At 68.2% G+C, this 20,463-nt stretch carries 18 protein-coding genes and 1 pseudogene; 3 read left to right on the top strand and 16 right to left on the bottom strand.

The window, feature by feature from the left end; translation table 11 throughout:
- The 15 genes and pseudogenes from ACTJK0_RS09990 to dacB all read right to left on the bottom strand — a co-directional run bounded on the left by ACTJK0_RS09990 (position 1) and on the right by dacB (position 15,038).
- On the bottom strand, positions 1–933 hold the full coding sequence (locus tag ACTJK0_RS09990; RefSeq protein ID WP_110542345.1) for a pantoate--beta-alanine ligase: 933 nt from the start codon (positions 931–933) through the stop codon (positions 1–3).
- Positions 934–1,827, bottom strand: coding sequence for a DUF2520 domain-containing protein (locus ACTJK0_RS09985; RefSeq protein WP_110542344.1), 894 nt, complete (start codon positions 1,825–1,827; stop codon positions 934–936).
- Positions 1,820–3,551 (bottom strand): annotated as a pseudogene (locus tag ACTJK0_RS09980) (PH domain-containing protein). The gene ACTJK0_RS09985 and the pseudogene ACTJK0_RS09980 overlap by 8 nt, the downstream one beginning before the upstream one ends.
- Positions 3,548–4,060, bottom strand: coding sequence for a PH domain-containing protein (locus ACTJK0_RS09975; protein ID WP_440745042.1), 513 nt, complete (start codon positions 4,058–4,060; stop codon positions 3,548–3,550). Before ACTJK0_RS09975 ends, ACTJK0_RS09980 begins: the two are co-directional and overlap by 4 nt.
- Positions 4,041–4,586 carry a DUF3180 domain-containing protein gene (locus ACTJK0_RS09970; protein WP_440745041.1) on the bottom strand — a complete coding sequence of 182 codons (546 nt, stop codon included), beginning with the start codon at positions 4,584–4,586 and terminating at the stop codon, positions 4,041–4,043. Before ACTJK0_RS09970 ends, ACTJK0_RS09975 begins: the two co-directional genes overlap by 20 nt.
- Entirely contained in the window at positions 4,583–5,128 is a 546-nt protein-coding gene (gene folK / locus ACTJK0_RS09965; RefSeq protein ID WP_440745040.1) for a 2-amino-4-hydroxy-6-hydroxymethyldihydropteridine diphosphokinase, read from the bottom strand. Before folK ends, ACTJK0_RS09970 begins: the two co-directional genes overlap by 4 nt.
- Before the next feature lie 13 nt (positions 5,129–5,141).
- Positions 5,142–5,534: a dihydroneopterin aldolase gene (gene folB / locus ACTJK0_RS09960; RefSeq protein WP_440745039.1), complete on the bottom strand. Its 393-nt coding sequence runs from the start codon at positions 5,532–5,534 to the stop codon at positions 5,142–5,144.
- A 13-nt stretch (positions 5,535–5,547) separates the two neighbouring features.
- Positions 5,548–6,486: a dihydropteroate synthase gene (gene folP, locus ACTJK0_RS09955; protein WP_440745038.1), complete on the bottom strand. Its 939-nt coding sequence runs from the start codon at positions 6,484–6,486 to the stop codon at positions 5,548–5,550.
- A 9-nt stretch (positions 6,487–6,495) separates the two neighbouring features.
- Positions 6,496–7,140, bottom strand: coding sequence for a GTP cyclohydrolase I FolE (gene folE, locus ACTJK0_RS09950; protein ID WP_110542339.1), 645 nt, complete (start codon positions 7,138–7,140; stop codon positions 6,496–6,498).
- Positions 7,141–7,149: 9 nt separating this feature from the next.
- Entirely contained in the window at positions 7,150–9,213 is a 2,064-nt protein-coding gene (gene ftsH / locus ACTJK0_RS09945) for an ATP-dependent zinc metalloprotease FtsH (RefSeq protein WP_440745037.1), read from the bottom strand.
- Between the two features lie 173 nt (positions 9,214–9,386).
- Complete coding sequence (locus ACTJK0_RS09940) at positions 9,387–10,448, bottom strand: LacI family DNA-binding transcriptional regulator (protein ID WP_440745036.1); 1,062 nt, start codon at positions 10,446–10,448, stop codon at positions 9,387–9,389.
- Positions 10,449–10,464: 16 nt separating this feature from the next.
- Entirely contained in the window at positions 10,465–11,016 is a 552-nt protein-coding gene (hpt, locus tag ACTJK0_RS09935; RefSeq protein ID WP_110542337.1) for a hypoxanthine phosphoribosyltransferase, read from the bottom strand.
- A gap of 30 nt (positions 11,017–11,046) precedes the next feature.
- Complete coding sequence (gene tilS, locus ACTJK0_RS09930; protein WP_181422400.1) at positions 11,047–12,120, bottom strand: tRNA lysidine(34) synthetase TilS; 1,074 nt, start codon at positions 12,118–12,120, stop codon at positions 11,047–11,049.
- A gap of 90 nt (positions 12,121–12,210) precedes the next feature.
- Positions 12,211–13,356, bottom strand: coding sequence for a zinc-dependent metalloprotease (locus ACTJK0_RS09925; RefSeq protein WP_043450320.1), 1,146 nt, complete (start codon positions 13,354–13,356; stop codon positions 12,211–12,213).
- Positions 13,357–13,529: 173 nt separating this feature from the next.
- Positions 13,530–15,038 (bottom strand): D-alanyl-D-alanine carboxypeptidase/D-alanyl-D-alanine endopeptidase, encoded by a 1,509-nt coding sequence (gene dacB, locus ACTJK0_RS09920; RefSeq protein WP_110542548.1) that lies wholly within the window; start codon positions 15,036–15,038, stop codon positions 13,530–13,532.
- A 155-nt stretch (positions 15,039–15,193) separates the two neighbouring features.
- Here dacB and ACTJK0_RS09915 point away from each other — a divergent pair, with 155 nt between their 5' ends.
- The 3 genes from ACTJK0_RS09915 to ACTJK0_RS09905 all read left to right on the top strand — a co-directional run bounded on the left by ACTJK0_RS09915 (position 15,194) and on the right by ACTJK0_RS09905 (position 17,920).
- Positions 15,194–15,682, top strand: a complete 489-nt coding sequence (locus tag ACTJK0_RS09915; RefSeq protein ID WP_110542336.1) for an inorganic diphosphatase — start codon at positions 15,194–15,196, stop codon at positions 15,680–15,682.
- A gap of 105 nt (positions 15,683–15,787) precedes the next feature.
- Positions 15,788–17,131 carry a carboxylesterase family protein gene (locus ACTJK0_RS09910; RefSeq protein WP_110542335.1) on the top strand — a complete coding sequence of 448 codons (1,344 nt, stop codon included), beginning with the start codon at positions 15,788–15,790 and terminating at the stop codon, positions 17,129–17,131.
- A gap of 36 nt (positions 17,132–17,167) precedes the next feature.
- Complete coding sequence (locus ACTJK0_RS09905) at positions 17,168–17,920, top strand: DUF429 domain-containing protein (RefSeq protein WP_440745035.1); 753 nt, start codon at positions 17,168–17,170, stop codon at positions 17,918–17,920.
- Positions 17,921–17,924: 4 nt separating this feature from the next.
- Here ACTJK0_RS09905 and ACTJK0_RS09900 read toward each other — a convergent pair whose 3' ends face one another.
- Entirely contained in the window at positions 17,925–20,351 is a 2,427-nt protein-coding gene (locus ACTJK0_RS09900) for a phosphoketolase family protein (RefSeq protein WP_440745034.1), read from the bottom strand.
- Positions 20,352–20,463 lie beyond the last annotated feature (112 nt).

The following is a 20,463-nucleotide window of genomic DNA, read 5'->3' as shown; positions in this document are numbered from 1 at the left end:
TCAGGAGTCCAGCGGCATATTGTCGATCAGCCGGACCGGACCGACTTTGGCCGCGATCAGAACCAGGGCTTCGCCCCGGAAGGGGGTTTCGCGGCAGTTCTCGGCCAGCGGCTCCAGGGTGCCGGGATCCACTACCTCAAAGTAATCGAGTTCCACCAGGGGCTGGGACTCCACCAGGGCCAGCGCCGAGTCAAAGTCCAGCGGCTCATGGGCATCAGCCCGCTCCTCCAGCAGCCTCAGGGCCCTGGATAAGACCAGCGCAGCGTCCCTCTCCTCGTGGGACAGGAACCGGTTGCGGCTGGAAAGCGCCAAACCGTCAGCTGCCCGGACGGTCGGGACGCCAATGATCTCCACGGGGAAGTTGAGGTCGGCAACCATGCGCCGGACCAGCGCCAACTGCTGGGCGTCCTTTTGCCCAAAGTACGCGCGGTAAGCCGGCAGGTTGCCGTTGAGGGACGAGGCGTCGCCGGCGGAACCAGCGGGAAGGCCCGCCGCAGGCATCCCGTAGTGCAGCAGCTTGGCCACGACGGTGAGTGCGCCGTCGAAGTGTCCGGGCCGCGAGGCTCCCTCCCACTTCTCCCCCAGCCGGCCGGAGGTAACGCGTACCAGGGGCTCACCGCCGGGGTAGACCTCCTCCACGGAAGGTGCGAACGCCAGGTCCACGCCCTGCTCCTCCAGCAGCGCAAGGTCAGCCTCAAGCGTCCTCGGATAGCGGTCCAGGTCCACGGCGTCGCCGAACTGCAGGGGGTTGACGAAGATGCTTGCCACTACCACGTCGTTCTGCTCGACGGCGGTCCGGGCCAGGGCGGCATGGCCCTCGTGAAGTGCGCCCATGGTGGGCACCAGCCCCTGGGAAACGCCTCCCTTGGCGGCCAGGAGCCTGGCGCTTTCGGTCTTCAGGCCGGCCACTGTGGTGACGAGTTGAATGGACACTCAGTCCTCCTTTTGGTCGAGGGCGTCGTGCAGCCCCTTCAGCTGGTCAGGTTTCAGCAATCCGCGCCCTTCGGCCCGGAGCGCCGTGGCTCGCGCCATCGCAAGGTAGGCCGCCAGGACGTCGCCGTGCCCCCCGCCGTCGAACTCCCGCAGCGCCTCGGCGTGGGCACGCACCGTTCCCACATCTCCGCGGGCCACGGGACCGGTGAGTGCCGATTCCCCGGATGCCAGGGCATTCTCCAGCGTGGCCCGCAGGAGCGGACCCAGCATGCGTTCGGGCAATTCGACGCCCACGTCACGCAACAGTTCCGAGGCCTGTGCCACCAGGGTGACCAGGTGGTTGGACCCGTGCGCCAGGGCTGCATGGTAGAGGGTCCTGTCTGCTTCCGCGATGGCAACGGGCTCGGCGCCCATCTCCACCACCAGCGCCTGCGCGATGGGCAGCATGGCGGCATCGGCGGTCACCCCGAAAGTGCAGTCCAGCAGCCGGGTGAGGTCCAGGCTCATGCCCGTGAAGGTCATGGCAGGGTGCAGCGCCAGCGGGATGGCGCCGGCGGCGCGGACCGGATGCAGTACCCCGACGCCGAAGCGCCCCGACGTGTGCGCCACGAGCTGGCCCGGCTGCCAGGCGCCAAGCTTCGCCAGTCCCTCCACCAGCTCGGGAAGCGCGTCGTCCGGGACGGCGAGCAGCACCAGTTCAGCCCGCTCCACGATGTCCTGCACGTCAAGAATTGGCACGCCGGGCAGCAACGCCTCAGCCCGTTCCCGGCTCGCGTCGGACACGGCCGAGACCCCGATGACGGCGTGTTCGGCCGCGCGCAGGGCGGCGCCAAGCACGGCTCCCACTTTGCCCGCGCCGATAATTCCGACGCCGAGGCGTCCTGGCTTAGCCATGCTGCTGGCCTTCCTGTTGGTGTTGGGGACGGGCGTCACCGGCTGCCGCCTCCGGCAGCGGCGCCGCAACCCCCGCCGCCCCGGTCACGGCGTTGGGTGAAGTTGCCGGAACAACCTGCCGCAACCATTGTTCGGTGGTTTGCCTCTTCCGTGCCAGCCGGGCGCGCGCTGACTGCTCGTCAAACAGTTGCCGGGCCTCGTCCAGACCAGCCTGGGTCAATCTCGGCGCCACGGGACCGGCGGTGGTGTGCAGGACCAGGTCGGCAACGCGGAACCGGCGGGCCAAGGGCCCCTGGTGGAGCGCCATCGACTGCGTCCGCTGGTGCGGCACCACCACAAGGTGCCGCCACCAGCGCCCCGAGCGGATCAGCAATGCCGTGCCAGTGGCCGCATAGCCGTTCCGCCGCCAGGTTAGGGGTGCAAGCAACCGCGCCCGGCGCGGCGTGGTGACGAAGCCGCCGTCGGAATCCCTGCCTGAAAGCCCCGCGGCGAAAACGGCCGCGGGCACATCCGTCCCGGGGTCCGGCAGCACCAGCGACAGCATGGCGAGGACGTCGGAGAATGTGCCCACCGGCAGGAGGATGGTCCTGGTGTTGCCCTCAACGGCGTTGCCGGAAGCCCCGTAGCCGGCAACATTGACCTGTATCCGGTACCAGCCGAGCGGACGCCACAATGGCGGCTGGGAGACCTTCACCGCCTGGATGCGGCCGGGCGGCAGGGTCTGCGCCTGCGTGTCCAGCAGTCCGTACCGGAGCCGGATCCCGTTGGGCGAGACGGCGGCCGTGAAGTTGTAGCCCTTGTTGAAGAAGTTCCAATAACCGGCGGCGAGGCCCAGGGCAGCCGGCACGAGGTAGAAATAGAAGGCGCGGTTGTCCGTCACCGCGGACAGGACCACCGAAGCGGCGCCCCCCACCACGATGACGAAGCTTTGCTCGCTCAGCAGCAACGATCCGATAAGGCGCGACGGCGGCACGGCAAGTACCGTTGCTTCCGGCGCCTCGCGTGCAGGCCGGGCAGGGTGCGCCCCTGGGTACAGCTCCCCCGAAGCTGTTCCGCCGACGGTCCCAGTGCCGCCGATAGTCCCGTTGCCGGCGATAGTCCAAGTCCCGGGGACGGAACCGGTGCCCGCAGCAGGGCCGGATGCGGGGCCAGTGCCGGCCCTGNCCGGACGCCAGGGCCAGGATGGTGGCGCGCAACTGCCGGGCATCCCCAATCTTGAGATAGGCCAGGCGCACCGCGGACTCACCGGCGTCGGCAACCTCGAACTTGAGCTCCGCCAGGCCGAAGATCCGGGCCAGCAGCGGCTGAACGATGTCGATGGCCTGCACCCGGTCCAAGCGTGCCTGCCGGTGCTGGCGGAAGAGGAAGCCGGTGTTCACTCGGACATAGCCGCCGGACACCTGGTATTTGGTGAAGTACCAGGTGAGGACGAAACCCAGCACTGCCACGGCCAGCACCAGCGCACCGCCGCCCAGAAGCCACGGCGCGCGCCGGGCGAAGCCGTTTTCAAACACCGCCTGGCCCTGCAGCATCCGCTCCAGGAGGTCCCGGCCAAAGAAGAATATGATCGCGGCCAGGGCGAACCAGCCCCTGACAAAAGGTGACGCCGGATGCACACGCCGCCAGTCGCCGTCGGACGTTTCGGTGCTGTCCGGGACTGGAGCAGGGGGTGCGGGGGCAGTTGGTGCGGGGGGCTGCCCAGGCAAGTGGCCGTCAGCCGTCACAGCCCTGCCAGCCTGGCCTCGCCGCGTGCTGCCAGCTGTTCACGCAGCCGCGCACCTTCCGCTGCCGGAAGGCCGGGGATGCGGGCGTTCGTACTTGGGGAGGCCGTGTGCAGCTTCACGCTGCACAGGCCCAGGGCCCGTTCCACCGGTCCCACGGCGATGTCCACGTACTGCATGCGGCCGTAGGGCACTGCCATGGTGCGCTGGAAGAAGATGCCGCTCCTGACCAGCAGGTCGTCGTCGCGCTCGGCGTAGCCAATGGCCCGCACCTGCCGCGGGATGAGGACCAGCCGCCACAAGGCCGCCAGCAGCATGACTGCGGGAACGGTGACGGCCAGCCACAGCGGCGGCCAACGCCACCAGCCCAGGAGGACCATCACCAGCGGCGCGGACAGGACCAGGACGGCGGCCAGGTTGGCAACAGCCCATTCCACCAGGCGGACGGTGACATATTTTGGTGACACCCGCTGCCAGTCGATACCCGGCGGGTCAATCGCCTCGGTATGCATACTCGCCTTCCCCTGCGGCCTCGCCGCGGGCAGGCCGGCCCTTCCCGTCGACGCCCTTGGTGTCACCGTCCTCCGGGGGAATCTTGCAGAAACGTTCCACCAGGAGCCCCACCACGATCATCACCAGGCCGCCACCGGCCATGGCAAGGGCCAGCCAGGTGATGCCCTGGTCGCTGCGCAGGCTCCAGATCCGCAGCTGGTCCAGGAAGATGCCGATGTGCCATCCCAGCAGCACCGTTCCGGCATACGCGCAGGCCTGCGCCAGGACCAGCGTCCGGGCGGCCAGCAGCGGATCCAGCTGCCTCTTCTGCGCCTTGCTGTTCGGTTCCTGGCTGTTCCGCCAGCGCAGGACCCGGATCCCCAGGACCAGCGTGATAATGACGATGACGCCCATGGTGGCCAGCGCGGTGGCAGGTAAGACAGGTGTGGCCATGCTGTAGCGGCTGGTGACAACGGTGGCTGACCAGCCCGCGACGGCAAGGATGACGCAGATCAGCAGCAGCCGCAGCGGGTTGATGGGCTTCATCGTTCCTCCACCGCTCCCGCCGTCGGCATGCCGTCAAAGTCACCGAAGCCGTCGAACGGTGCCAGGTCGGCAAAGTCCTCCGCCTGCACGGCGAGGGTGCTGATCCGCTCCCCGTCCAGGGTGGCTGCGGGTTCAATGAGCGACCAGGGGTAGAGGACGAACGCCCGGGACGCCGCCCGGGGATGCGGGAGGGTCAGGGCGGGGTCATCGCTGTGAAGGTCGCCGTAGGTGATGACGTCGACGTCGAGCGTCCGCGGCCCCCAGCGGACCTCACGGACGCGGAGGTGCTTGTTCTCCACCGCCTGGCAGTGTGCCAGCAACTCCTGCGGGGACAGGCTGGTTTCCACGGTGATGACCATGTTGAGGAAGTCCGGCTGCCCGGCGGGGCCGCCCACGGCCTTCGTCTGGACGATGGGCGAGACGGCAAGGAGCCGGACCTCGGGCGGGTCCACCAGGTCCGCGACGGCCTCCGTCAGGGTTTCGTTCCGTTCCCCGAGGTTGCTGCCCAGGGCAAGCACGGCCTTGGTGTAAACGCCGTTCACGGCCGTACCCCGTTCATGCCTGGGCTCCAGCCAGCGCAGCATCGGCGGGCTTCCGTTCCCGGTGGACGCTGACAGCCACGTCGCCAAACGGGACCTCGATGGGGGCCTGTGGTTTGTGGACGGTGATGTCCACGGCCTCCAGCCTGAATTCAGCCAGGAGGCTGTCGGCGATCCGCACCGCCAACGCCTCGATGAGGTTCAAGGGTTCCCCGGAAATCCACTCGGTAATACGCTGCGCCACCTCGCCGTAGTGCGCGGTGTCCAGGACGTCGTCGGATTGCGCCGCTTCAGTGAAGTCGAGATACAGCACCGCGTCCACGACAAAGGGCTGGCCCTCCCGGCGTTCGAAATCGAAGACACCGTGGTGACCCACTGCGGTCACTCCAGTCAGCGCAATCCTGTCCATGGGGTCCCCGGCCCTATTGCGTCTTGGGTACGGCTTGTTGTGCCGGTCCTGCAGCCATGCGCGCAGCGACTTTGACGGCGTCAAGGCTGGGCCCGACGTCGTGCACGCGCACTGCCCAGGCGCCGCGGTACGCGCTGATGGCGGTGATGGCCGCGGTGGCACCGTCCCGCTCTTCGGGCGCGGCGGACTTGCCGGCCACGGTGAGCAGGGTGCCCAGGAAGCGCTTGCGCGAGGCACCCACCAGGACCTTGTGGCCAAGGCTGTCCAGCTGGTCCAGGTTCTGCAGCAGCTCCCAGTTCTGGGCGTCGTTCTTGGCGAAGCCCAGGCCCGGATCAATGATGATCTGCTCCTGGCTGACCCCGGCGGCGTAGAGCTTGTCCCGCACTCCTGCCAGCTCGGACACCACTTCCCCCGCAACATCCGCGTATTCGGCGAGCGAGTTCATGGTCCGGGCGTCCCCGCGACGGTGGGTGAGGACATAGGGCACCTTGGAGGCCGCCACGAATTCGGCCATTTCGGGCTCGATGCTGAGGCCGGAGATGTCGTTGATGATGGCGGCGCCGGCCTTGACTGCCGCTTCGGCCGTAGAGGCGTGCGTGGTGTCGATGCTGACCAGGGCTCCGGCCTTCACCAGAGCTTCGATCACGGGCAGGACGCGGCGCTGTTCTTCAGCGGGGGTGACATCGTCCGCGCCGGGCCGGGTGGACTCGCCCCCCACGTCGATGATGTCCGCACCGGCGTAGAACATCCGCAGGCCGGCGGCGATCGCGGTGTCAGCCGTTGAGTGCTTCCCGCCGTCGCTGAACGAGTCAGGGGTGACGTTCAGGATTCCCATGACCAGGGTACGGGCGGTGGGGAGGTCTTCGAAGCGTGCCGCCGGGCGGGGCTTGCGCAGGATGGGCAGCGGGGAGGTTGCGGGCCCCGTTCCTGGGGCTGCAGCGAGTGAATCCATGGTCTGTTGTTACCTTCCGAGGATGAGGCTCATGGCTTCGGCACGGGTGGCCGGGTCATGAAGCTGCCCGCGGACCGCGCTGGTGACGGTCTTCGCTCCGGGCTTGCGGATGCCGCGCATGGACATGCACATGTGTTCGCATTCAACAACGACAATGGCGCCACGGGGCTTGAGGTGGCGGACCAGCGCTTCGACGATTTCAGTGGTGAGCCGTTCCTGCACCTGCGGGCGGCGAGCGTAGATGTCCACCAGACGGGCCAGCTTGCTCAGCCCGGTGACCTTGCCGTCGTGGGACGGGATGTACCCCACATGGGCCACTCCGTGGAACGGAACCAGGTGGTGCTCGCACGTGGAGTAGAACGGGATGTCCTTGACCAGGACCAGTTCCTCATGGTCCAGGTCAAAGGTGGTGGACAGGACGTCCGCGGGATCGTGGTGCAGCCCGGCGAACATCTCGGCGTAAGCCTTGGCAACCCTCTTCGGGGTGTCGAGAAGGCCGCCGCGGTCCGGATCCTCACCGATGGCAAGGAGGATCTCGCGGACGGCCGCCTCGATCCTCGGCCGGTCCACCTTTTCGTGTTTCGAAGGGTGGGCACCGCCCTCCGCAGGGTAGCCGGCGGAGGCGGGAACGTCGTCGTCGTCGAAAGAAGTCACAGGGAAAGCTTAGCCGCGAAGGGTGTCAGGCCCCGATTCGGGGGTGCCTCCGTGAAATGGAGCGTCTTCTGGAACGCCCTGCGAATGCGGGGGCTGGGCGTCCAGCGGCTCGTCCAGCCGGGCTTTCTTGGCTTCCTCCTGCGCTTCGCGCTCTGCCCGCTCCCGGCGGCTCTCCACCGGGCCGTTGAGCTGCACGGCACGGGTCTCCTTCGACAGCCACACCTCGCGGAAGTCACGCTTGCGCACGTCGCGGAAAATGTCGGCAATTTCGGCCTGGTTGAGGGTTTCACGCTCCAGCAGCTCAAGGGCCAGGATGTCCAGGATGTCCCGGTTCTCGGTGAGGATCTCGTAAGCCTCATCGTGGGCCTGCTCGATCAGGCGGCGCACTTCCTCGTCCACAACATACGCGATCTGGTCCGAGTAGTTGCGCTCGTGCCCGGCGTCGCGGCCCAGGAACGGCTCGCCGCCGCCCTGGCCCAGCCGCACCGCGCCGACGCGTTCGCTCATGCCGTACTCGGTAACCATCTTGCGTGCGGTGCCGGTTGCCTTCTCAATGTCGTTGGACGCACCGGTGGACGGATCGTGGAACACAATCTCCTCGGCAACGCGGCCGCCCATGGCGTAGGCCATCTGGTCCAGGAGTTCGTTGCGGGTCACGGAGTACTTGTCGTTATCCGGCACCACCATGGTGTAGCCCAGGGCCCGGCCGCGGGGCAGAATGGTGATCTTGGTGACTGGGGCGGAATTCCGCAGGGCTGCTGCCACCAGTGCATGCCCGCCCTCATGGTATGCGGTGATCTTGCGCTCGTGTTCCTTCATGACGCGGCTGCGCTTCTGCGGGCCGGCCATCACGCGGTCAATGGCCTCATCCAGGGCGCGGTCGTCGATGAGGTTTGCATTGGAGCGCGCGGTGAGCAGGGCGGCCTCGTTCAGGACGTTGGCGAGATCGGCACCCGTGTAGCCGGGAGTTTTCTTGGCCACGGCCTTCAGGTCGACGCCGGGCGCCATCGGCTTGCCCTTGGCGTGGACCTGCAGGATCTGGTCGCGGCCAATCATGTCGGGCGCGTCCACCCCAATCTGGCGGTCGAAGCGTCCCGGGCGCAGAAGGGCCGGGTCCAGGACGTCGGGCCGGTTGGTGGCGGCGATCAGGATGACGTTGGTCTTGACGTCGAAGCCGTCCATCTCCACCAGCAGCTGGTTGAGGGTCTGTTCACGTTCGTCGTTGCCGCCGCCGATGCCGGCGCCGCGGTGGCGGCCGACTGCGTCGATCTCGTCCACAAAAATGATGGCGGGCGAGTTGGCCTTGGCCTGTTCAAAGAGGTCGCGGACGCGGGATGCGCCGACGCCGACGAACATCTCAACGAAGTCGGAGCCCGAGATGGAGAAGAAAGGCACCCCGGCCTCCCCGGCGACCGCGCGGGCCAGCAGGGTCTTACCGGTGCCGGGTGGGCCGTAGAGCAGCACGCCCTTGGGGATCTTGGCGCCAACGGCCTGGAACTTGGCCGGTTCCTGCAGGAATTCCTTGATCTCCTGCAGTTCCTCCACGGCCTCATCCGAACCGGCGACGTCGGCGAAGGTCACCTGCGGCATGTCCTTGCTGACCATCTTGGCCTTGGACTTGCCGAACTGCATGATCTTGGAGCCGCCGCCCTGCATGCGGGTCATCAGGAACCAGAAGAGGGCGCCCAGCAGGATGACGGGGATCAGGAGGGAGAGCAGGCCGGAGAACCAGTTGCTTTCGATCGGCTGGTCCGTGAAGCCCTGAGCCGGCTTGGCGTCGGTAACGGCCTTGACCACGTCCTGTGCGCGGGCATCAACGAAGAAGAACTGGACACTCTTGCCCTTGTCCTGCCCGTCCAGCTGCAGGTTGTCCTTCAGCGTGAGGTCAACGCGGTTTTCACCGTCGAAGATCTTGGCCTGCTCCACCTTGTTGCTGGAGAGCAGTTCCAGGCCCTTGTCCGTGTCGATCCGGGCCGCACCGCCGGGGGCGAGCGTCGCAAAAGCCACCAGGAGCAGACCGACCACAACGACGATCCAGATGCCCGGGCCTTTGAAGAAGTTCTTAGCTTTCATCTGTTCGGGGGCTGGCCCCGTCCCTTCCGGTAGTGCTTCACGGCGAGTAGTCTGCGCGCGTGATGGTGCTGCGTCAGCTTCTAGCTATACACCGTCCGGAGTACATCACGCATAGCGAAAAGCAAAAGTTCCCTGTGGGCGTAGCATGCCACGCGGTACGCCGGCTGGCATGCTCAGCGTTGGTCCCTGGGCGGCGCCACAGATCCCCGGGTCACCAGCGGGCACTCCAGCAGCACGGGCTCCGGGCGGTCATCCGGCCCGGGCCCGGCGTCTCCGGGCTCTCCGGCTTCCACCGTGTCGATCAGCCGGTTGGCGGCCCAGGCGCCCATTTCGTAGTGCGGGAGGGCCACGGTGGTGAGCCCGGGGTGGAGGCTGCCGGCGATCAGTTCCTGGTCGTCGAAGCCAACGATGGACAGGTCGTCCGGGATGGACAGGCCACGTTCCGCCGCGGCCCGGTAGGCTCCCATGGCCATCCTGTCGTTGTAGCAGAAGAGGCCCGACGGGGGGTTGGCACCTTCCAGCATCCGTCTGGCGGCCGCGTACCCGCCCAGGGCATCGGACGACGCAGTCCCTACAGGAGCGCCGCGGGCATCCAGTCCCGCGCGGGAAAGTGTGTCCCGGAAACCCTGCAGGCGCTGGTGGGTGGAGGGAACATCCTCGGTGTTGTTGATGAAGCCGATCCGCGTATGGCCGGCAGCGAGCAGCGCCTGCACTGCTGCGGAGGCGCCGCCGTGCTCGTCCGGAACCACGGCCGGAAACGTCCCGGCATCGGTGACGGCGTCCACCAGCACCGACGGCACCCTGGCCAGGTTGGCGGGCGGCTCCACGCTGCGGTGGTACATCGTTGCGTAAAGGATCCCGTCCACCTGGCGCTCCAGCAGCGATTCAACGTCCGCCTGGCGGGAGGCGGTGTCGGCGTCGCCTGCGGTGTTGATGAGCATCAGGGTGTAGCCGCGGGCGCGGGCGGCCTGGTCTGCGCCCAGGATGATGCGGCCGGCGTGCGGGGTGGTTGCCACGTCCTCGCTGACCAGGCCCAGCACGCCGGACCTCCGGCTGCGCAGGGCCTGGGCCAGGCGGTTGGGGCCGTAACCCAGCTGGTCCGCCGCCGCCCTCACCTTCTCGCGGGTGTCCTGGCTGACGCGGGCGTACGGGGCATCGTTGAGCACGTGCGAGACGGTGGTGGCGGAGACGCCGGCCGCCCTGGCAACGTCCCGGATGCCCACATTCCTTGGCAAGATGCTGCGCGGCAGCTTACTCGTAGACGTGCGGGGCCAGGGTGCCCACGAAGTCCAGGTTGCGGTACTTCTCGGCGTAGTCCAGTCCGTAGCCGACAACGAATTCGTTGGGGATGTCGTAGCCGACGTACTTGACGTCGATGTCCACCTTGGCGGCGGTGGGCTTGCGGAACGCGGTGCAGATTTCCACTGACGCGGTGCCGCGGGATTCCAGGTTGGTCTTGAGCCAGGACAGGGTGAGGCCGGAGTCGATGATGTCCTCGACGATCAGCACGTCCTTGCCCATCAGGTCCGTATCCAGGTCCTTGAGGATGCGCACTACCCCGGAGGACTGGGTTCCCGAGCCGTAGGAGGAAACGGCCATCCAGTCCATCGAGATGTGGCTGTGCAGTGCCCGGGCCAGGTCCGCCATGACCATCACGGCGCCCTTGAGGACGCCCACAATGAGGATCTCGCGCCCTTCATAGTCCTTATCGATCTGCGCTGCGAGTTCTGTGATCCGCTGCTGGATCTGTTCCTTGGTGTAGAGAACGTGCTTGAGATCTGCCTGGACGTCGTTTGAATCCACCAATGGCTCCTGTGTAGATGCGGGGTGCGACTATTTTGTGGGCGGCTTGGAAGGCCGGAATACTAGCTTCCCACAGCGTGCCCGTTCGCGGGGAACGGGACCGGGGCTGTCGGGGGCTGCGGGGACGGGTTGGCCCGGGGATCCTTCCAGCTGTGCCAGCGACAACCGGTAGGCGCTCACACCGCCGGGAAGCTGCACCGGGCCAGCCGAGCCGTGCCGCCGGAGCAGGGCTTCGGCGGCTAAGAGGCGCTGGTAGCTGGGCTGCTGCCCACCGGCCTCCGCCGCGGCCTTGGCAATGACCCGGTATCTGATGGCCGGCGGCAGTCCGCGCAGGGCCTCTTCCGGAAGGGCAAGGCCGGAGCCGTCCCGCTCCACCAGGGAGGCGTAGGTGCTTTCCGCCACATCCTCCAGGTAGTCGGCGTCCAGCTGCAGGATCGCGGCCGTCCGGGCCAGCGATTCCGCGACGCCGGGGCCAAGTTTCTCCTCCAGGTGCGGGAGGACCTCCACCCGGGTCCGGGACCTCGCGAAGGCGGGGTCCGCGTTGGTGGGATCGTGCCAGGGGTCAAGTTCCTCCACGGCGCAGATCTCCTCGGTGTCTGCCCGGCGCAAGCCAAGGAACGGGCGTAGCAGCACGGTGTCTGCTGCGCCTGTGCGGGCCGGGCGCATACCGGCAAGGGAACGGGTTCCGGAGCCGCGAGCCAGGCCCAGCAGTACCTGTTCGGCCTGGTCGTCCAGGGTGTGGCCCAGCAGGATTGCCCCGGCGCCCTGCCCACGGGCGGCGGCTTCCAGGGCGGCATGGCGGGCCTCGCGGGCAGCAGCTTCGGGGCCCATGCCGGTGCCGGCCACTGTGACGGTGCGGATCTCCACAGGTTTAAGGCCCAGCTCTGTTAGCACTGCTGCCGTGCCGGCTGCCACCTCGGCGGAGCCGTCCTGAAGCTGGTGGTCCACCACTACCGCGCCCACAGTCAGCTGATGGCCGTCCACGTGGCCGCGGCGCGCGAAGTAGGCCGCGACGGCGGCGAGCGCAAGGGAGTCCGGCCCACCGCTGCACGCCACCAGGACGTGACGCGGGTAGCCGGCGCCGGCCAGGGCCTTCTGCAGCATTTTGCGCGCAGTGCCGACGACGGGAGCCAGCCTGCCTGGCCGGCGCCGTCCGCTGGGGACAGCGGCCGGCGCGGGAACGTCTTCAGGCAACTACAGGCCCATCCGCTCAAGCCACAGCTTGGCGTCGTGGATCTCCGGCTCGGTGGGAAGGTGGTCCACCGAGTCCCAGACCTTGTTGAAGCCTTCCATGCCGGCCACGTCCACCACGGCGCGGACGAAGCGGGCGCCGTCGGAGTATTGCCGCATCTTGGCGTCCAGGCCCAGGAGGCTGCGGATGAACTTCTCGATTACGCCGCGGTCCTTGCCGCGGTCGTTGAACCGCTGCCGGATGGTCTTGACGGAGGGGACGATGCTGGCGTCCACGGCATCCATCACCACGTTGGCGTGCCCTTCGAGCAGGCTCATGACGGCGGTGAGGTGCGAGATGGCGGCCTTTTCCTCGGGGTCCTGCAGAAGGTCAAGGATGGCACCGCGGCCCGGCGTGTTTCCGCTGGCGGAGCGGTCCTTCAGGGAACGGGCAGCGGCCGAGGCACGCTCCATCAGCGAGTCGACGTTGCCCAGCAGGTGCCCGCTAAGGTTGTCGATCTGCTCCAGCATGTGGTGGCGCAGCCAGGGAGCGGCCGCGAACTGGACCCGGTGGGTTTGTTCGTGCAGGCACACCCAGAGCCGGAAATCCTCCGGCGTGACGTTGAGTTCACGTTCCACGGAGATGATGTTCGGCGCCACGAGCAGAAGCCTGCCGGCTGCGGGGGCGGAGGAGTTCTCAGCCAGCGCCGCGAAGGGATCGTACTGGCCCAGGACCTTGCTGGAAAGGAAAGCGAGGACAGCACCGAGTTGGGAGCCCGTAATGGCGCCGCTGACCTGCGCGGCAGCGGGGCTCAGGTTTCCGCTGCGGCTGTCCAGCATTTTCTGCATGGCCGGTTTGAGCATCACCGCGAAGCTTTGGGTGTTGGCTTTGGCCCACGACGCCCGGTCCACCACCAATACAGATGAGTCGCGCAGATCGCGCGCCGCTTCCAGTCCGGTGATCTCATGGACGTGCGGAACGGAGGCGTCCGCGAGCCGGCGCAGGCTGTCCACCGCCCCGCCAATGGCTGCTTCGTCCAGCACCGGGCCGGCCGGAGCCAGCCGCGCCGCAGCGGAAGCGGCAAGGTCCCAGTTGATCAGGGACTGGGCAGTCGGGGACCCGGCCTTCGTGGACACAGTCGGTGCGGACTCGCGCGCAGTGGACTCCATGGTTCCCATCAGAACACAGCAGCCCCGGGATCGTCCTTAAGTTCGCTCACCGGCGAACTTACACAGTCCAGGAGCGGCCCTGACCCGCACAACCGTTGCTGCCCCGCACCGCTTATGCGGGGCAGGGCCGCCCATGCGGTCCCGGCCAGTCATGCGGTCCCGGCCGGTCCGCGCTAGCGGCAGCCGCAGCCGGCCAGCGCGGTGGCGGCACGGTCCAGGGCTTCCTTGTTGCCGGCCGCGCCGGGCGTCAGTCCGTTGCCGATGAACGAGAACACCAGGAGCCGGCCGTCGGCGTCCACCACGTAGCCGCTCAGCCCAAGCACAGTGTTCAGCGTTCCGGTCTTGGCGCGCACCAGGCCTGCACCGCCGGACGTGGTGGCGTCCCCGTACCGGGCATCCAGGGTGCCGGACAGGCCGGCCACCGGGAAGCCGTCCAGCGCGGCCCGCAACCTGGTGTCGGTGCCGGAGGTGATGGCCCGGAGCACGTCCACGAACACACGCGCCGGGACCTGGTTGCCCATGGCCAGACCGCACACATCCGCCAGCTTGAGGGTGTCCGCGGGGATACCCGCAGCCCGGACCTCGGCCGCCACCACGGCCATGGCGCCGTCGTGGCTGCCCGGCCGGCCCGTGGCCACTGCGGCCAGCCGGCCCATGGTTTCCGCCAGGTAGTTGTCCGATACCTGCAGCATCAGGTCCACCTGCTCCGCCACGGTGGCGGATTCGACCGCGGCCAGGGCTGCGGGGTTGGCCTGGGAAGCGCCCGCGGAACGTTCGACGCCGGCCGCCACGGTCAGTCCCGCGCCGGCGCCAGCCGCCCGGAGCTGGGCTGCGAACGCTTCCGCCGCGGCTGCGGCTGAATCCTGCGGGCGGGGACCGGTGGTGACGGCGGGATCGAAACGGGCCGAGTTGAGGGCCAGCGGGTACAGGGGTGCTATCTCGCCGGCCTCCACGTCGCCGGACTGCCAGTTGGGATTCAGCGCCGGTCCCGTGAACAGGGAGTCGTCCACCAGCACCTTGATTTCGCCAGTGGTGCCGGCGGCCTGCAGCGCCTGCACAGTGCGGGCTGCGAGGGTGGCCAGGCCGGCATGCCCCATCACCTGGTCCGGCTGCGAGCCCCCCGAGGCCAGGAGGACGTCGCCGCCGCCCACCAGGACCACCTGTCCGGCAGCAGGGCCGGGAACCACTCTGGTGGTGAACCGGTGGTCGGGCCCCAGGGTGCGCAGCGCGGCCACCGCCGTGAGCAATTTGAGGTTCGACGCCGGCACCCGGCCCTCCGCGCCGCCCCGGTCGAAGAGGACCTGGCCCGTCAAGGCGTCCTGGACCATGCCCGTGAAAGTACCGCCGCCGTCGGTCTTCAGCACCGGCTCAACCTGGGCCGACACCGCTGACGGAGCCGGCACCGGGGCGGATTGCTGAAGCGGCGCCAGCACCTGCGGGGCGGCAATGGTTGCCGGGGCCTGCTGCCAGGCAGGGGGCGCCGGGGCGGGCGGAGGGGCTTCCGGGCCGGTGAAGCCGGGGGCCACCAGCAGGGCCGCCGGAATGGCAAGGACCAGCAGGAGCAGTGCTGCGAGCGCCAGGTGCCAGGGGGTGCGCGGTTCTTCCCCAGAGACCCGGCCGGGGGTGCCGGGGTGCCCGGCCCGGCGGGCGCGGAGGGGTTCCTGCCCGGTTGTTTTGGTCATGCTGGTGCTGGTCCTCAAGTCCTGAAATTTCCCCACAAGTTCCTGATTCCAGGGCCTCTCGCTATATCCTCAATACTAGTCGGCGGCACCGACACTCTTTTTTGTGGGCCCGTCAAGTGTGCCGCGCACCCCCTGCAATTGCCGAGGAGCATTCCATGAAGCACGATGTGACCATCGAGATCCCCAGGGGATCACGCGTCAAGTACGAAGTTGACCACGAGACCGGCCGCGTCCGCCTGGACCGCGTCCTCTTCACCTCCATGCAGTACCCCACGCACTACGGGTACTTCGAGAACACCCTCGGCGAGGACGGCGACCCGCTGGACGCGCTGGTGCTCCTGCAGGACTTCGACCTCCACCCCGGCGTCATCGTTGAGTCCCGCCCCATCGGCGTGTTCAACATGACTGACGACGGCGGCGGGGACGCCAAGATCCTGTGCGTTCCCGTGGACGCCCGCTTCGACAACATCCAGGAAGTCAGCGACGTCAACGAGTTCCTGATCAAGGAAATCGAGCACTTCTTCACCCGCTACAAGGACCTGGAGCCCGGCAAGTGGGTCAAGGCCGAGGGCTGGGGCGACCGCGCCGCCGCCGAAGCCGAGCTGGAAGCTTCCATCAAGCGCTACGTGCCCACCGGACACTAGTCACCACCGGCGGTTGACCGCCACCAGTCCGACGGCGGGTGCCCCGGCTTTTCGAAGCCGGGCACCCGCCGTCGTTGTTCCAGGAAGTTGTGGCATGGTGGGGCTGTGAGTTCCGAGCCCGCCCCGACGTCCCAGCTTTTGTTCCAGCCGCCCTGCGGCCCCGTCACCGGCTGGCGTGACGGCGACGTCCTCCGCGCGACCGGCATCCCGTACGCCACGGCCGGGCGCTTCCAGCCTCCAGTGCCGGCGCCGGACTGGACCTCGGAGTTTTCCGCCACCTCACTCTCCCCCGCCTGCCCGCAGGCACCGGTTCCCTTCCTCGACGATGTCCTGGGCACCAGGTACGGCGAGCTGCCCGGCAGCGAGGACTGCCAAAACCTTTCCATCACCATGCCCGGCGACCTCAGGCCGGAAGAACGGCTGCCGGTCATGGTCTGGATCCATGGCGGCTCCTACACCACGGGTTCGGGCGACCTTGCAATCTTTGATCCGGCCAGGCTGGTAGCCGAAAACCGCGTCATCGTGGTGTCTGTGACGTACCGGCTCGGCCTGTTCGGGTTCCTGGCTACTCCCACGGGGCGGCCCGGCAACCTGGGCCTGCTCGACCAGCTCGAGGCATTCCGCTGGGTGCGGCGGAACATTGGCGGTTTCGGCGGAGACCCCGCCCGCGTCACCGCCTTCGGCCAGTCCGCCGGCGGCGACGCCATCGCCCACCTGATGGCCGTACCGGAAGCACCCACCCTCTTCCAGCGCGCCATCATCCAGAGCGCACCGCTTGGCATCACCCGGGGCCGGGCGAAGATGAACCACGCCATGGGCATTGCCGCCGACGGCGTTACGGAGCAGACGCCCGCCATGGACGTGGTGGCGCTCGAAACACAGGTCACGCAGGTGGCCAGGAAGTTCGGCATGCTGGCTGCCATGCCGTTTGGCACCCAGTACGGCCATGATCCGCTCCCGGAGGAGTCCGGCATCGAAGCTGCCTGGAACCGTTCAGCGCCGGCCATCGAGGTGCTGATCGGCCATACGTCGGAGGAAGCCCGCCTGTTCCTTCCCCGCAGCCGCCGCCTGATGCGCCTGGCAAGCGTCCCCCTGGTGGGCCCTGCGGCCGTGCGCGCCATCGACTGGGTGGTCACCGAAACCGTCTACGGCAGGGCCGCCCGGAAGTTCGCCCGCCGGCACGCGACCGCGGACGGACGGGCCCACCGCTACGTCCTGGACTGGCACGCCCCCGGCAACATCTTCGGCGCCGCCCACACAGTAGACCTGCCGTTGCTGCTGGGAAACCGGAAGACCTGGGACGGGGTGGGGCTGATTGCCGGCGCCCGCTGGGAGGATGTCGACGCGGCAGGACGCCGGATGCGGGCCCTGTGGGCTGGCTTCGCCTCCGGCCGGGACCTCGGGGAATCGGGCAGCGTCCCCGGCGTCCTGCACTACCGGGCAGTCTGACGCAATGCCGTCTAGCCGCAGGGTTGGTGGGCAGCCATGAGAACCCTTGGCGTGGACCTCGCGGCCGCGACCAAAAAGACTGCCGTCGCGGTCATCGAGTGGAGCGATGACCGGGCCCGGCTCACCCACCTGGCCCTGGACGTAAACGACCAGGAGATCGTGGATCTCTTCGGCACCTGCGATATGACCGGCGTCGACTGCCCCGTGGGCTGGCCGGACGCCCTGCTCCCGTTCCTCACCGGCCACCTGAACAACGATCCTGCAGCCGTCCTTGACCACGACGGCATCGCCGGCCGGCGACTCCTCGCCTACCGGGACACGGACCGGTTCTGTACGGCGCAGACGGGCCTGATTCCGCTCAGTGTCTCCGCCGACCGGCTGGCGCACCCGGCCATGCGCTGCGCCGTCATCCAGGCGAAGATCGCCGCACTGCACGGCCGGCAGCCGCGGGACGGCTCGGGCCGCCTTGCCGAGGTGTACCCCGCGGCGTCCCTGAAGATCTGGGGGCTCAATGGCCGCGGCTATAAAGGCCGGGGCACTCCGGAAGCCGGGCGGCTTGGCGTGCTGCTCGACGCGCTCCGCGGGCAGGCCCCGTGGCTGGACCTGGCCGGGAACGAGGCGCGGCTCGCGGCCTCGGACGACCTGTTCGACGCCGTTATCGCCTCGCTGACCGCACGGGCCGCCGCCCGCCGTCGTACGCTCGCGCCCGATGAGGCGCACGCGGAAGCCGCCCGCAGCGAAGGCTGGATCCACCTGCCCTCCTGCACGCTGGACGAACTCCCGCTGTAGCGAGTCAGCCGCCAAGCCTCCAGTTCCGGATCTCCTCCGGGTCCTCGCCATGGGTGCGGGTGTGCTCGCGGGCACGGTTGCGGCGGTCCTGCAGTTCCTGGCGCAGCAGCGACTGCTTCTCCGCAAGGCCCGGCACGCGGTCGATCGCGTCGATGGCTAGGGTGAAGCGGTCGATGCCGTTGAGCATCGCCATGTCGAACGGCGTGGTGGTGGTGCCCTCTTCCTTGTACCCGTGCACGTGCAGGCCCTGCTGGTTGGTGCGCCGGTACGCCAGCCGGTGGATCAGGGCCGGGTAGCCGTGGTACGCGAAGATGACGGGCTTGTCCGCAGTGAAGATCCCGTCGAAGTCGTGGGCAGGAAGGCCGTGCGGGTGCTCGCTTTCGTCCTGCAGGCGCATCAGGTCCACCACGTTGACCACCCGCACCTTGAGGCCGGGCGCGCCCTCGCGAAGCAGTTCCGCCGCCGCCACGGTCTCCACGGTGGGGACGTCGCCGGCGCAGGCTAGGACGACGTCGGGCTCCTCACCCGGCACCTCCGAGCCGGCAAACGTCCAGATGCCCAGGCCGCGGTGGCAGTGGTTGGCGGCATCGGCCGGACCCAGCCAGGTGGGTGAGGGCTGCTTGCCGCTGACCACGATGTTCACGTAGTCCGTGGAAGCCAGGCAGTGCTCCATCACGGACAGAAGGGTATTGGCGTCCGGCGGCAGGTACACCCGGATGACCTCGGCCTTCTTGTTGATCGCGTGGTCGATGAAGCCCGGGTCCTGGTGCGAGAACCCGTTGTGGTCCTGCTGCCACACGTGGGACGACAGCAAGTAGTTCAGCGAGGGGACCGGCTGGCGCCAGTGCAGCTTGCGGGATACTTTCAGCCACTTCGCGTGCTGGTTGAACATCGAATCCACGATGTGGACGAAGGCCTCGTAGCAGTTGAAGACGCCATGGCGGCCGGTGAGGAGGTAGCCTTCCAGCCAGCCCTGGCACAGGTGCTCACTGAGCACCTCCATCACCCGGCCGGACCGCGCCAGGTGCTCGTCGACGTCGTCAATCCGGTACTGCCACACCTTGTCGGTGACCTCGTAGACGTTCTGCAGCCGGTTGGACGCCGTCTCATCCGGGCCGAACAGGCGGAAGTTCTCCATGTTCTGTGCGATCAGGTCCCGCATCCAGGAGCCGAGGGTGATCATTGGGCTGACCCTGTCGATTCCCGCGTTGGGCACCTCCACGGCGTGGTCCTGGTACGCGGGCAGCTTGAGGGCGCGCCGGAGCAGCCCGCCGTTGGCGTGCGGGGTGGCGCTCATGCGGAATTCGCCGGTGGGCGCCCCTTCGGCGACGTCGGGCCGGAGCCGGCCGTCGCCGTCGAACAATTCCTCCGGCCGGTAGGACTGCAGCCATTCCTCCAGCTGCTTCAGGTGTTCGCCGTTGGTGCGCACCTCGGACAGGGGCACCTGGTGGGCCCGCCATGTGCCTTCCACCTGCAGCCCGTCCACCATTCGCGGACCGGTCCAGCCCTTGGGCGAGCGCAGGACGATCATGGGCCAGCGGCGGTTCCCCTCCCCCGTCTCTTCCGAAGCTCCGTCCTGCCGGTGCAGGTCCTGGATGGCCCTGATGTCCGCGAGGCAGCGGTCCAGGACGGCGGCGAAATCGCGGTGCGCCTGCTCGGTGCTGTCCGGGTCCGTCACCGTCACGAAATACGGTTCGTGGCCATACCCTCGCAGCAGCTGCTCCAGCTGGTCTTGCGGCATTCTGGCCAGGATGGTGGGGTTGGCGATCTTGTAGCCGTTCAGGTGCAGGATGGGCAGCACGGCGCCGTCCGCGGCTGGGTCCAGGAAGTTGTGCGAGTGCCAGCTGGCCGCCAGCGGCCCGGTCTCGGCCTCGCCGTCGCCAATCACGACGGCGGTGACCAGCTGGGGATTGTCGAGCACCGATCCGTAGGCGTGCGCCAGCGCGTACCCGAGCTCCCCGCCTTCGCTGATGGAGCCCGGGGTTTCCGGGGCCGCGTGGCTGGGAATGCCGCCGGGGTAGGAGAACTGCCGGAACAGTTCGGCCAGGCCGGCCTCGTCATTGCCCACGTGGGCATAGATTTCGGAGTACGTTCCCTCCAGCCAGGCATTGGCGACGACGGCGGGACCGCCATGGCCCGGACCGGCGACAAAGAGCATCTCAAGGGAGTCGCGGCGGATCACCCGGTTCAGGTGCGCATAGACGAAGTTGAGCCCCGGCGTGGTGCCCCAGTGGCCGAGCAGGCGCGACTTGGTGTCTTCTGCCTGCAGCGGTTCACGCAGGAGAGGGTTGGACCGCAGGTAGATCTGCCCCACCGAGAGATAGTTGGCAGCCCGCCACCAGCGGTCAACGAGGTCGAGTTCTTCCTGCCGCAGCCCGTTCTGCTGCACGTCGTCCTGCTGCTTCGCGTCCTGCCCTGCGCTGCCGGCCATAACCATCCTTACGTCGGGTGTGCCGCTGCAGGCGGCAGTTCCCCCATGGCAACAGATGGAGGGGTACGGAGGCAACCCCCGCCGTCGTACCTTGCCTTCTGGACCTTGGGCA

Source organism: Paenarthrobacter sp. 22069 (assembly GCF_052046035.1).
Taxonomy (GTDB): Bacteria; Actinomycetota; Actinomycetes; order Actinomycetales; family Micrococcaceae; genus Arthrobacter.
Note: the sequence above shows the minus strand (reverse complement) of the source record. Positions and strands in the feature narration are given on the sequence as shown.

Bases quoted from the DNA above. Each gene is read 5' to 3' on its own strand.
- folB (WP_440745039.1), bottom strand. From the start codon at position 5,534: ATGGACAGGATTGCGCTGACTGGAGTGACCGCAGTGGGTCACCACGGT.
- ACTJK0_RS09975 (WP_440745042.1), bottom strand. From the start codon at position 4,060: ATGCATACCGAGGCGATTGACCCGCCGGGTATCGACTGGCAGCGGGTG.
- dacB (WP_110542548.1), bottom strand. From the start codon at position 15,038: ATGACCAAAACAACCGGGCAGGAACCCCTCCGCGCCCGCCGGGCCGGG.
- ftsH (WP_440745037.1), bottom strand. From the start codon at position 9,213: ATGAAAGCTAAGAACTTCTTCAAAGGCCCGGGCATCTGGATCGTCGTT.
- ACTJK0_RS09905 (WP_440745035.1), top strand. From the start codon at position 17,168: ATGAGAACCCTTGGCGTGGACCTCGCGGCCGCGACCAAAAAGACTGCC.
- ACTJK0_RS09970 (WP_440745041.1), bottom strand. From the start codon at position 4,586: ATGAAGCCCATCAACCCGCTGCGGCTGCTGCTGATCTGCGTCATCCTT.
- ACTJK0_RS09985 (WP_110542344.1), bottom strand. From the start codon at position 1,827: ATGGCTAAGCCAGGACGCCTCGGCGTCGGAATTATCGGCGCGGGCAAA.
- folP (WP_440745038.1), bottom strand. From the start codon at position 6,486: ATGGATTCACTCGCTGCAGCCCCAGGAACGGGGCCCGCAACCTCCCCG.
- ACTJK0_RS09900 (WP_440745034.1), bottom strand. From the start codon at position 20,351: ATGGCCGGCAGCGCAGGGCAGGACGCGAAGCAGCAGGACGACGTGCAG.
- tilS (WP_181422400.1), bottom strand. From the start codon at position 12,120: ATGCTGCAGAAGGCCCTGGCCGGCGCCGGCTACCCGCGTCACGTCCTG.
- ACTJK0_RS09915 (WP_110542336.1), top strand. From the start codon at position 15,194: ATGAAGCACGATGTGACCATCGAGATCCCCAGGGGATCACGCGTCAAG.
- ACTJK0_RS09925 (WP_043450320.1), bottom strand. From the start codon at position 13,356: ATGGAGTCCACTGCGCGCGAGTCCGCACCGACTGTGTCCACGAAGGCC.